Annotated in this window: 10 protein-coding genes; 5 read left to right on the forward strand and 5 right to left on the reverse strand. The window is 66.5% G+C overall.

The features are described 5' to 3' along the window. Positions 1–41: 41 nt before the first annotated feature. The 3 genes from AC5Y4S_RS17465 to AC5Y4S_RS17475 are packed head-to-tail and all read left to right on the forward strand — an operon-like array spanning position 42 to position 3,593. Positions 42–1,802, forward strand: a complete 1,761-nt coding sequence (locus AC5Y4S_RS17465; RefSeq protein ID WP_500033922.1) for an N-acyl-D-amino-acid deacylase family protein — start codon at positions 42–44, stop codon at positions 1,800–1,802. A 10-nt stretch (positions 1,803–1,812) separates the two neighbouring features. Further along, a complete protein-coding gene (locus tag AC5Y4S_RS17470) occupies positions 1,813–3,171 on the forward strand; it encodes an aromatic ring-hydroxylating oxygenase subunit alpha (RefSeq protein WP_500033923.1) in 1,359 nt (452 codons plus the stop codon). A 41-nt stretch (positions 3,172–3,212) separates the two neighbouring features. Then, on the forward strand, positions 3,213–3,593 hold the full coding sequence (locus tag AC5Y4S_RS17475) for a hypothetical protein (RefSeq protein WP_500033924.1): 381 nt from the start codon (positions 3,213–3,215) through the stop codon (positions 3,591–3,593). Between the two features lie 81 nt (positions 3,594–3,674). Here the strand turns inward: AC5Y4S_RS17475 and AC5Y4S_RS17480 are convergent, their stop codons facing one another. The 4 genes from AC5Y4S_RS17480 to AC5Y4S_RS17495 all read right to left on the reverse strand — a co-directional run bounded on the left by AC5Y4S_RS17480 (position 3,675) and on the right by AC5Y4S_RS17495 (position 7,658). Continuing rightward, complete coding sequence (locus AC5Y4S_RS17480) at positions 3,675–4,121, reverse strand: nitroreductase family deazaflavin-dependent oxidoreductase (protein WP_500033925.1); 447 nt, start codon at positions 4,119–4,121, stop codon at positions 3,675–3,677. A 100-nt stretch (positions 4,122–4,221) separates the two neighbouring features. After that, positions 4,222–4,620: a VOC family protein gene (locus AC5Y4S_RS17485; RefSeq protein ID WP_500033926.1), complete on the reverse strand. Its 399-nt coding sequence runs from the start codon at positions 4,618–4,620 to the stop codon at positions 4,222–4,224. A 4-nt stretch (positions 4,621–4,624) separates the two neighbouring features. Continuing rightward, a complete protein-coding gene (locus tag AC5Y4S_RS17490) occupies positions 4,625–5,956 on the reverse strand; it encodes a sensor histidine kinase (protein ID WP_500034051.1) in 1,332 nt (443 codons plus the stop codon). Between the two features lie 190 nt (positions 5,957–6,146). Further along, positions 6,147–7,658: a SulP family inorganic anion transporter gene (locus AC5Y4S_RS17495; protein ID WP_500033927.1), complete on the reverse strand. Its 1,512-nt coding sequence runs from the start codon at positions 7,656–7,658 to the stop codon at positions 6,147–6,149. A 388-nt stretch (positions 7,659–8,046) separates the two neighbouring features. On the opposite strand from AC5Y4S_RS17495, the gene AC5Y4S_RS17500 reads away from it, so the two are divergent. Further along, a complete protein-coding gene (locus tag AC5Y4S_RS17500; protein ID WP_500033928.1) occupies positions 8,047–8,664 on the forward strand; it encodes a TetR/AcrR family transcriptional regulator in 618 nt (205 codons plus the stop codon). 30 nt (positions 8,665–8,694) lie between these two features. Further along, a complete protein-coding gene (locus tag AC5Y4S_RS17505) occupies positions 8,695–9,906 on the forward strand; it encodes an acyl-CoA dehydrogenase family protein (protein WP_500033929.1) in 1,212 nt (403 codons plus the stop codon). Between the two features lie 60 nt (positions 9,907–9,966). Here the strand turns inward: AC5Y4S_RS17505 and AC5Y4S_RS17510 are convergent, their stop codons facing one another. Beyond that, entirely contained in the window at positions 9,967–11,397 is a 1,431-nt protein-coding gene (locus AC5Y4S_RS17510) for an RNA-guided endonuclease InsQ/TnpB family protein (protein ID WP_500033930.1), read from the reverse strand. Positions 11,398–11,738: the final 341 nt, after the last annotated feature.

Genomic DNA, 11,738 nt, shown 5'->3' on the forward strand with positions numbered 1-11,738 from the left:
TACGCTACGCGGCGTAGCGTAATGCGGCGGAGAGGTCTCTCATGTTCGATCTCAAGATCACCGGTGGCACTGTCGTCGACGGCACCGGCGCCGACCGCTATCGGGCCGACGTCGGCATCAAGGACGGCGTGATCGTCGACGTCGTCCGCCGCGGCGCCGACGACCCACCGATGGCCGGTGAAGCCGCCGAAACCATCGATGCGACAGGGCATCTGGTGGCCCCCGGGTTTGTCGACATCCACACCCATTACGACGGCCAGGTGAGCTGGGACGGCCTGCTCGAGCCGTCCAGCGGCCACGGCGTCACGACGATCGTGACCGGCAACTGCGGGGTCGGCTTCGCCCCCGTGCGGCCCGGCAGCGAGCAGTGGCTGATCGAGTTGATGGAGGGCGTCGAGGACATCCCCGGCACCGCGCTCACCGAGGGCATCACCTGGGGCTGGGAAACCTACCCCGAGTACCTCGACGCGATCGGCAAGCAGAAGTTCGCGATCGACGTGGGCAGCCAGGTGGCCCATGGGGCCATCCGCGCCTACGCGATGGGCGAGCGGGGCGCCCGCAACGAGCCGGCCACGCCCGACGACATCGCGGCCATGTCGCGGCTGGTCACCGAGGCCATCGAGGCCGGCGCGCTCGGATTTTCGACGTCGCGCACGATGGGCCACCGCGCGATGGACGGCGAGCCGGTGCCCGGCACCTTCGCCGCCGAGGAGGAACTGTTCGGCCTGGGCCGGGCCATGGCCGCCGGCGGTCAGGCCGTGTTCGAGCTGGCCCCGCAGGGGGCCGCGGGCGAGGACATCATCGGCCCGAAGAAGGAATTGGACTGGATGCGCCGGCTGAGCGCCGAGATCGACCGCCCGGTGTCGTTCGCCCTCATTCAGGTGGACGCCGACCCGAAGCTGTGGCGCGAGATGCTCGACCTCTCCGCGGATGCGCACGCGGCGGGCGCACGGCTGCACCCGCAGATCGCGGCACGGCCGTTCGGCATGATGATCGGCTTCCAAGGACATCACGGCTTCAGCCATCGGCCGACGTATCGCAGGCTCGCGGCCGAATGCAGCCGCGCCGAGCTCGCGCAGCGCCTCGCCGATCCCGCGGTGAAGGCGGCGATCCTTTCCGAGGACGACCTGCCGGTGGACCCGACGCTGCTGTTCGACGGGATGTTCGCCTTGGTGCAGCACTCGCTGCACCGCCTCTACGCGCTGGGCAACCCGCCCGACTACGAGCCGACCCCCGACCGCACCGTCGCCGCGATCGCCAAGGAACGCGGCGAGGACCCGCTGGCCACCCTCTACGACCTCATGCTCGAGGCGAACGCGACCAACATGTTGATGCTGCCGCTGTTCAACTACGCCGACGGCAACTGCGACGCGATCCGGGAGATGATGCTGCACCCGGCCGGCGTGCTGGGCCTCTCCGACGGCGGCGCACACTGCGGAATGATCTGTGACGCTTCCTATCCCACCTTCCTGCTGACGCACTGGGCCCGGGACCGCCGGCGGGGCGAGAAGCTGCCGCTCGAGTACGTGATCCGCAAGCAGTCCCGCGACACCGCGCACCTGTTCGGCCTCACCGACCGCGGCACCATCGAACCCGGCAAGAAGGCCGACATCAACGTGATCGACATGGACGCCCTGCGACTGCATCCGGCGGCGATGGCCTTCGACCTGCCGGCCGGCGGCCATCGGATTCTGCAGGGCGCGAGCGGCTACGCCGCCACGATCGTCGGCGGGACGGTGACCCGCCGCAACGACGTCGACACCGGGGCGCGCCCCGGCCGCCTGGTGCGCGGAGCGCGTTAGGGTTCCGCGCGTGAATGCGTCAGTGGGCAACCCGGCTCGACCCCGCCCCCACGCCCAAGAGGACGCAATCGGGACCCCGCCCCCCTGCCCGACCATGGTGCCGGCCGAGCGCTACTACTCACCGGCGTTCGCCCAACTCGAGGTCGAACGGATGTGGCCGAAGGTGTGGCAGCTCGCCTGCATGGTCGACCACGTCGCCGAGCCGGGCGATTACTTCGAGTACCGCTGCGGCCCCTACGGGGTGCTGATCGTGCGCGGCGCGGACGGCGTCTTGCGCGCGTTCCAGAATGCCTGCCGCCATCGCGGCAACTCGCTGTGCACCGGTTCGGGTTCCGGGCTGCGCGAGCTCAAGTGCGGGTATCACGGGTGGACCTGGGACCTCGCCGGCACGCTGAAGCGGGTGCCCGACCGCAAGGGCTTCGGCTCCCTGCGGATGTCCGACTTCCCGCTGATACCCGCCCGGGTCGACACCTGGGAAGGGCTGGTCTTCGTCAACCTCGATGTCGGCGCGATGCCGCTGCTGGAGTACCTGGAGGCGGTGCCCGACGACATCGCGTGGTGCCACCTGAGCGACTTCCGCTGCTACGCGACGCTGACCATCGACGTCGACGCCAACTGGAAGACGATCGCCGACGGCTACAGCGAGACCTACCACATCCAGACGCTGCATCCCGAGCTGCTGCGCTGCGTCGACGACGTCCATGCGCCCCAACAGATCTGGGGCCACACCGGCAAGTCGGACCAGCCCTACGGCGTGCAGAGCCCGCGCTTCGGGGGCGCGCTGAGCGACGAAGAGGTCTGGGACGCCTACGTCTACACGCAGGGCGCGCTGATGGGCGCGGCCGAAGGCACGCCGTTCCCCGCGGACGAGCGCCGGCCCGGGCAGACCGTCCAGGACTTGATCGCGGCGCGCACCCGCGCCTTCGCGGCCAGCCGCGGGGTGGACCTCGAGTGGGCCGACACCGACCGGGTCACCCGGCTGCACCAGTACAACGTGTTCCCCAACATGACATTTCTGGCCAACGCCGACCACCTGACGCTGATGTGCTCGCGGCCGGGCGCCGACCCCGATCACGGCGAAATGGTCATCTTCTTGATGACCCGGATGGCGCCGGGGGCACCGCGGTGCAAGCCGGCGGACGTGCGAAGCACCGCCGGGGAGGCCGAACCGGGCTTGGTGCTGACCCAGGACATCCGGCTGCTCGCGGGCTTACAGCGCGGCCTGCACCAACCCGGGTTCACCCACCTGGCGCTCTCCAGCGAGGAACGGCGCGTCATCAACATGCATCGCAACCTCGAGCGCTACCTGGACCTGCCCGAGTCCGAGCGGATAAGCGGCGGCGAAAAGGTGCCAACGGAATTCGATTAGACCTCCCGAAATCGGGTAGGCGCGCATTAGACTCCCGGCTTGTGACGAGTCCGTCCGATGCCTGGGGCTACGAACGGCGGCAACTCTTGCATCAGGTACAGATGCGATGTCAGGCACTCGGTCGCAGGCGGGCGCGGCGGCTGTGTCACCACTTCGAGCGCGTCGGCGTCCACACCGCCCCCGAACGCCTGCGCCAGATGGTGGCAGGGGGGCCCGTCGCCGACGATGAAGTGACGGATGTGAATTTCGCGTTGATCGCGATTCAGCTCAATCGCGAGGCCCGGGGCGCGAGGGTCAAGCGCCTCAAGCGCCAGGGCACCCGCTCGCTGCTGTTCATGGGCTTGGTCCTGGTGGTACTCAACTTCCTCTTCTGCATCGCCTACGTCTTGCTGAACCTGGCCCAACAGGCCACCCCACTGTGAATTTGGGCTAATAGGTCACCATCAGTGCTCGACCGTGCGGCTGGACGCACGCTCGCGGGTAGGCGTGGCGGGCCGGCCTGCTCAGGATGACGGTACGGCGTCGAGCCGGAACACCGCGCATCGGCCGGCGAGGGCTTCGAACTCGTCGGCGGTTCCTTGCTGCACCAGACCCGAGCGCTTGTAGAACCCGACGCCGCGCGGCACTTTTTCGGGAAAAGCGCGCAGCACCGGCCGGGCTTGCTCCGCGGAGAGCTCTGCGAAGGCCACGCGCTCGGCCTTGCGGCCCCGCATGATGGTCCCGGTGCTGGCGGCCCGGGCGTTGAGAACCCAATCGGCGCGCGGGTATCCGACGAGATAGCGGCTGTCATCAAACATGAACGGCGTGACAGGCGTGCTGCGCGGTTGCCCCGATTTGCGGCCTGGCACCGTGAGCACCCGTACCGGCCCGGCGACGACACCAGCTTTCTGCATCTGCATCATCACCTTGTTCATCGCCTTCAGCCAGGCCGGCGGTTTCGGATCAGGCATTTCGTCCCCGCTCACTCGTTAGCGAATCGGTGTGGCGACACTTCCTAGTGTGATATCAACGTGGCTGATTTATGTCAAGCGGCCTGATACCAGCTTGGCCTCAGTCGCGATCGTGGTGGCAGACGGCCTCCAGCCTGAGACCGAACGGGTCGTACCAAAAGGTGGCGTAATAGTGGCCGGCGTATTGCGGGAAGTGCTGCGGGGGATGGATGACCGTGCCGCCGATCCGAAGGACATGATCGTGTACGGCGTGCACCGAGGACCGGCGCCGCACCATGAACGCCAGGTGCTGCAGGCCGGTCCGCTCTGCCGAGTACTCGCCCGGTTGGCCCGACGGGTAGAAGAACAGGTACGTCCCGGGCTTGTTGTCCGCGGGTTTGTAGGCGAATTCGTCGACGGCATCAAGGAAGGGCTCGAATCCGACCAAGGGCATCAGCGCGTCGTAGTACCGCTTCGCGGCCCGGAGGTCCGGCACATTGACACCGACGTGGCCGAGCATCGCGTCAGCCGGCCGGCCCGCGCCCGTCACCGGCCAGCCGGAGCAAAAGACGCGTGCCGCCCAACGGACTGGAGTGCAGGGACGCTGTCCCTCCGTGTAGTTCGGCCTGCTGGGCGACGAGGGCCAGTCCGAGACCCGACCCGGAACGGGAAGCGGTAGACCCGCGCGAGAAGCGTTCGAAGACGGCGGTGCGCTCGGACTCGGGCACCCCGGTGCCGTTGTCGTCGATGGCGATTTCCACGCCCTCGCCGGAACTTGTTACGTAGAGCCGGATTTCGTTGGCGCTCCCGTGCTTGACGGCGTTGGCGATCGCGTTGTCGATCACCAGCCGCAGCCCGGTGGGCAACCCCACCATCAACACCGTGGGCGACGGCACCAGCGACACCTGCACATCCGGGTACACGCGAAGCGCGTCGTGCGCGGCACGGTCCAGAAGCTCGGTGACGTCGAACGGAACAAAGTCGTCGACCGTGGTCAGGTCGCCCTGCGCGAGCCGTTCCAGCGCCGTCAGCGTCGCTTCGATCCGGCTCTGGGTGCGGATGACGTCACCGATCACCTCTTGGCGTTGTTCCCGCGGTATTTCCAAGGTGGACAACACTTCCAGGTTGGTGCGCATGGCGGTCAGCGGGGTGCGCAGCTCGTGCGACGCGACGGCGGCGAAGTCGCGCGCCGACTCCAGCGCCGCCTTGGTGCGCTGTTGCTCGTTGCCGATGCGAGCGAGCATGCCTTCGACCGCTTCTGCGATCTCCACGGCCTCGCGCACGCCCCGAACCTGGACTTCGTCGGGGCTGGATTGGGCGTTGATGGCGCGGGCCTGCTGCGCCAGCAACAGGAACGGATTGACCATGATCAACGAGATCACCCAGCCGACGAGGATCGTGCCGCCGATGACGCTGCCACAGATCAGCAACACGCGCATGTGTAGTTCGTTGATCCGGTGTTGCGCTTCGGCCAGTGGGGCGGCGAGCGCGATCGAGGCGGGGCCCGCGCTGAAGGTGCGGACGCGGTACTGCACGCCGTTGATGGTGGTGTTGGCGTATCCGTTCGGGAGCTTCGGCAAAACGATATTGCCCGGAACGGACACCGTGACGTCCCCGATGCGCGCGGTGCGCACTAGGTTGCCGTCCGGCGTCGGCCGATCGGGATTGGCGAGCTGGCCGCTGTTGATCAGCGTGTTGATATCTCCCAAACTGCTCACCGAATCCAGCCGGCGGTCGAGCTGGCTGTACTGATCGTTGGTGACGCCGATCCACACCCACGCGCCCAGAAGGACGACCAGCGTGATCACCGAGAGCGCGGCGACGATGAGGATGGTGCGCAGCGACAGCACCTTCATCGGCAACCGCAGACGATGAAGCGGAGGCCTATCGGTCGCCATCACTCACACCGTCCGCGGCAGCGGCCGAACTTCTCGTGACATCTTGCCTTCCGTCTTGGCCCTGGCTTGACCAACGAGCTCAGGATATAGGCGCGATGTTTGAGGTTAGCGGTTCACACGCGCGGCGCTACGAGCGCCGGCGCAGCGGTCAGCTCCCTTCGGCCGATGCCGTCTTGGGATGGACCAGGGTCAGCTGGGCACCGCCGCGCTCGACGTTTGCGGCTTCACCGTCGGACCGACCGGTCCCGTCCGGCTCGCTGATGCCGTGGATGCGTACCGTGCCGCCGGTATGCCGATAGTGGCTCAGCCAGTCGCTAATCGCCTGGTGCGCGGCGTGATCGAGGTAGCTGGCCGCGACGTTGACGGTCACCTTCGCGCCCGCCGGGACGGACGCCAGCACGCGGGTCAGCCGGGGCAGGGCGAGAAAGGTGCATGCACCCCCGACGTCGATCGTCCATTCGTCAGCCACGCGCGCGGCGTCGACCCTGGCCCGTATCACCCGCCAGCCGGTCAGCGCCACCGCGACCGCAAGGCCGATCATGACGCCGTGCAGCAGATTGAGGAAGACAACAGCGAGTGCGGTGACGATATAGACGCCGAGATCTCCGGTGCGGCGCGCGGTCTCGATATGGGCCGGCTTGAGTAGCTGAACTCCGATGACGATCAGCAGGCCGGCTAGCGCCGCGCTCGGAATCTGCTCGACGAGCTCCGCGAACGGGAGTGTGAACAGCAGGATCCAGACGCCGTGCATGACCGTCGAGGCACGGGATTTTGCGCCCGCGTTGACATTAGCCGCGCTGCGCACGATGACACCGCTGATCGGCAGGCCACCGATCGCGCCCGACACGATGTTCGCGGCGCCCTGTCCGATCAGCTCGCGATCGAAGTCGGTCCGCGCTCCGTTGTGCATCCTGTCGATCGACACTGCGGTCAGCAGGCTCTGAACGCTGGTGACAAGCGCGACCGTCAGTACACCCACCGCGACGGCGCCCCAACCGCCGTCGGGCAGTTCCGGCAGCTGCAGCGCGTCCAAAACGGATCCCTCGAGCTCGATCCGAGGCACGTCGAACGGAAAGACCAGCGAAATAACCGTCACGGTAACGATGGCGACGAGCGCGCCGGGTATGCGGGCGACTTTGGCGGGCGCCCACCGCCATCCGATCAGAATCAAAACCACCAGCACGCCCAGGATCACGCCGGGTCGGTGCGCGCCGAGCACCTGGTCCGGTAGGCCGGTAACGTTTTGCCAGGCAGTGCTTTTGGATTTGCCGCCCAACAAGACATGAACCTGTTGAAGTGCGATGGTGATTCCGATTCCCGCCAGCATGGCGTGCACGACGACCGGTGAAATCGCCAGCGCTGACCGCGCGACGCGGCTCATGCCCAGCAAGACCTGCAGGAAGCCGGCGGCGACGGTGATCAAACATGTCACCCCCCAACCGAAGTGGGACACCAGGTCGGCGACGATGACAGTGAGCCCGGCCGCGGGACCGCTCACCTGCAGTGGCGATCCTCCGATCAACCCGGCGACGATCCCACCGACGATCGCGGCGATCAGGCCGGCGAGCACTGGAGCGTTGGATGCGATGGCGATGCCGAGCGACAAGGGCAGAGCCACCAGGAACACAACCAGCGACGCCGGCAGGTCGCTGCGAATCATGGAGCGCAACCGGTCGTTTCGTTCGCGTCGCGAAGCTTGAGCGCGGCCGACGCCTCGCTCTGGTGATTCTTCGACTTGCTGCATTGCTCGCCTTCTTGTTGGGTGTTGACTTGTGCGTCGCGCTCTTCGGCGCCGACGCCTGCGTAATACGTTGGGGCTTAGCGGTTTACATGACTCGCGGTGTCGTCATTCGGATGCGAATTTCCCGGCCCCTGTCGTGAAAGGTAATTGGGGTGTTGGGAGCCGGGCAACCCGACGGGCCCGGCGCTTATCGAATGCAAATGTTCCCGCGGGCCCATTTCGTCGCCGGCGACTTCCCCCGGCGCGAGATGTGAACTTCGCAACACAGATATGGCCACGGCATAGGTGAGTGAGTACTCTCTCACCTATGCAACCTTCGGGGCGCGACCGACTGCTGGGCGAGGCGCTGCGGCTTTTCGCCGACAAGGGTTACGCCGCCACGTCGGTGGCCGACATCCAACGGGCGTCCGGCCTGGCGCCGGGGTCGGGCGCGCTCTACAAGCACTTCGGCTCCAAGCGGGAGCTGCTCGAGGCCGCCGTCGCGCACCGAATCGACAGCATCGTGGCCGCCCGGGAGCAGTACGACGCCGGAGAGCCCGCCAGCGTCGAGCAGGCGGTGCGAACGGCGGGCCAGTTGATCTGGAGCAACCTCAAGAAGAGCGAGGACTTGCTCAAGGTCATGCTGCGCGAACCCGACGAGCTCGGCGATCTCGGCGAGAAGACCTGGCAGGTCATCACCGACAACGCCTACCAGCGGTTCGCCGACGAACTGGCCACGTTGAATCGATCGGGCCGCACCGAGATACCCGATCCCGCGGCGACCGCGGCCGTGGCGATCGGGTCGTTGTCCTACGCCGCGACGTTGCAGTCGCTGACCGGGCGCCTGCCCGGCAATATCGCCGAGGACCGCTACATCGAGGCGTGGGTGAACCAGACGCTCAGCGTCCTCAAGCAATATCGCAAGCCGGAAAAGCCGGAAAGCTGAAATCCACCAACCTATTTCAGGAGCCAACCCGTGACATTCTCACTGCAATTGAGCGACGACGTGATCGAGGTGCGCGATTGGGTGCACAAGTTTGCGGCCGAAGTGATCCGCCCCGCCGCATCGGAATGGGACGAGCGGGAGGAAACCCCGTGGCCCGTGATCCAGGAGGCCGCGAAGGTCGGCCTGTACTCCCCCGACTTCTTCGCCCAGCAGGCGGCCGAGCCGAGCGGACTGGGCTTCCTCACCACGTTCGAGGAGATGTTCTGGGGTGACGCCGGCATCGCGCTGTCCATCCTGGGCACCGGTCTGGCCGCGGCGGCGTTGGCGGGCAACGGAACTCCGGAACAGCTGGGTCGCTGGCTTCCCGAGATGTTCGGCACGCCCGACGAACCCAAACTCGGCGCGTTCTGCTCCTCGGAGCCCGACGCGGGCTCGGACGTCGGCGCCATCCGCACCCGCGCGCGCTACGACGAGGCCGCCGGCGAATGGGTGCTCAACGGCACCAAGACGTGGGCGACCAACGGCGGCATCGCCAATGTCCACATCGTGGTGGCCTCGGTCTATCCCGAGCTCGGCACCCGCGGCCAGGCCACGTTCGTCATCCCGCCGGACACCCACGGCCTGTCGCAGGGGCAGAAATTCAAAAAGCACGGGATCCGCGCCTCGCATACCGCCGAAGTGGTGCTGGACAACGTCCGGCTGCCCCAGGACGCGATTCTGGGCGGACGGGAGAAGTTCGAGGAGCGCATCGCCCGGGTCAAGTCCGGCGCCTCGTCGCGCGGGCAGGCCGCGATGAAGACCTTCGAGCGCACCAGGCCCACGGTCGGCGCGATGGCCGTCGGGGTGGCCCGGGCCGCCTATGAATACGCCCTCGAATACGCCTGCCAGCGCGAGCAGTTCGGCCGCAAGATCGGCGAGTTCCAGGCGATCGCGTTCAAACTGGCAGACATGAAGAGCCGCATCGACGCGGCGCGGATGCTGGTGTGGCGGGCCGGCTGGATGGCCCGCAACAACCAGAGCTTCGACTCGGCGGAGGGCTCGATGGCCAAGCTGGTGGCCAGCGAGACCGCGGTCTACGTCACCGACGAGGCCATCCAGATTCTGGGCGGCAACGGGTACACCCGCGACTACCCGGTGGAGCGAATGCACCGCGACGCGAAGATCTTCACCATCTTCGAGGGAACGAGCGAGATTCAGCGCCTGGTCATTTCGCGAGCGGTGACCGGCCTGCAAATCCGTTAAAGCGTGTCGAGGAACTCTTGGTTGAGTGTTCGGCACCGCCCTTCTCGGGCGTCCGTTAGTTCAGGCCGCTGGCGCGGTGTGAACGTCGGTTCCCGCGTCATCCGAGCTGGTTTCACCAACACGAGGGTGTTGGCCAGAGCCGTCTCGTCGGCGGGCATTGGTGGCCCGGCCTCCTGCTTGGGGGTCCGGGGTTCGATGAAGGTCATCGTGGTTGGTGCGGCCCCAGTGGGCCAGATTCACCGCGGCGTTGGTATCCCTGTCGGCGGTATGCCCGCACGCGCAGGTGAACACTCGATCGGCCAGCGTCATCGCTTTGTTGACCACCCCGCACTGGGGGCATCGGCGGGTCGAGGGATACCAGCGGTCAGCTTCGATCAGCTCCCCGCCGCGCCACGCCTGCTTGTATTTGAGCAGGCGGGCGAACTCGGCCCATCCCGCATCGCAGATCGCGCGAGCCAGACGGTGATTGGCCAGCATGCCTGCCACGTTGAGGTTTTCGATGACGATCCGGTCGTGGGTCTTGACCAGCTCGCCCGATACCCGGTGCAGGAAATGCCGCCGAACATTGGCGACACGATGGTGATGGCGGCCCAATCGGGCGGCGGATTCTTTGCGGTTGCGTGAACCTTTCTTCTTGCGTGACAACGACTTCGATAGCCGTCGTTGCTGTTTGATCCCGACGGCCAAGGCTTTCGGCGCATCGCTGATGCGGGCAACTTCTGTGCCGTCGGCGGTGGCGCCGACCACGAACGCTGACAGGCCGCGGTCCACACCCACCCAGCCGCCGGCGTCGTCGGTGTGAGCCGGGTGCCGCTGCAGTGGGTGCAAGTCGGCGGCCTCGACATTCACCGCGCACCACCATCGGCCCCCGTGGTAGCTGATCGTCGCAAAACAGATCCTCGCTCGGTGTTTGGCCAGTAGACGCCGCAGCCGGCGAGTGTCGTCATGCACTGCGACCTGCCCGATACCCGGCAGCGTGACCGATCGAGGCCGCGTGTTATCTCCGATACGGATCGCGGCGGGTTTGCCGATGGGGTGCTTGTTGCGCAACCGAAACGACGCGATGGCGCCGGTCTTCTTTTTAAACCGCGGGAAGCCGACACGACGACCCGCTCGCTTGCCGCAGCGGGAATCCGACCACGCTTTGAGGCCCCTGCCCAGGTCAACAGCGGCTTCCTCGAACACCTGCTGGCAGACCTCACGCCGCCACGACAAGCCCGTCACCACCACGTCAGCGGCGCCGTCACTATCGACGGTAAAGACCCGGCCGGCGTCTTGGGTCTTCTTCCACGCGTTGAATGTGTTAATCAGATCAAACCCCGTCCACGGGACATCAACGCACGGATCTGTTTTGTGGCGGGTGAGCGCAGTTTTCACCATGCGTAGACACTGGTTGAACGCGAACCGCGACGCCCCGCCATGACGAGCCAGCACCTCACTCTGCTCGACCGTCGGGTCGAGACAGAACCGGAATGTGGTGTGCCGCGTCATCAAAAATCAGCGTCTCAGAACACACTGACAAACACGCGCGCCGGCAATTGCGTCGATACCCGTGATGACGATGTGTGATCATGTGACCCGAAACCGGTCGGTGCCGCCAATACGCTCTGATATATCCGACACAGCCAATGGCGCGGTTCGACGATGCGTGCGATCCGCCGACAATCGAACGGCTGTCACCGGTGGTGGGCAAGAACCAGAAGAATCGAGGAGTCATCTGCCGTCGACGCTAGGTTCCTGCCGAGCGGAGGGCAAGCTGGGTTCTGGCCGCACTCAACTCGCGCCCGAGGGAGGTGCGGGCACTGCCGCCGACGGCACGAGACATTATGGCG

The sequence above is a fragment of the Mycobacterium sp. NGS64 genome (assembly GCF_059812245.1).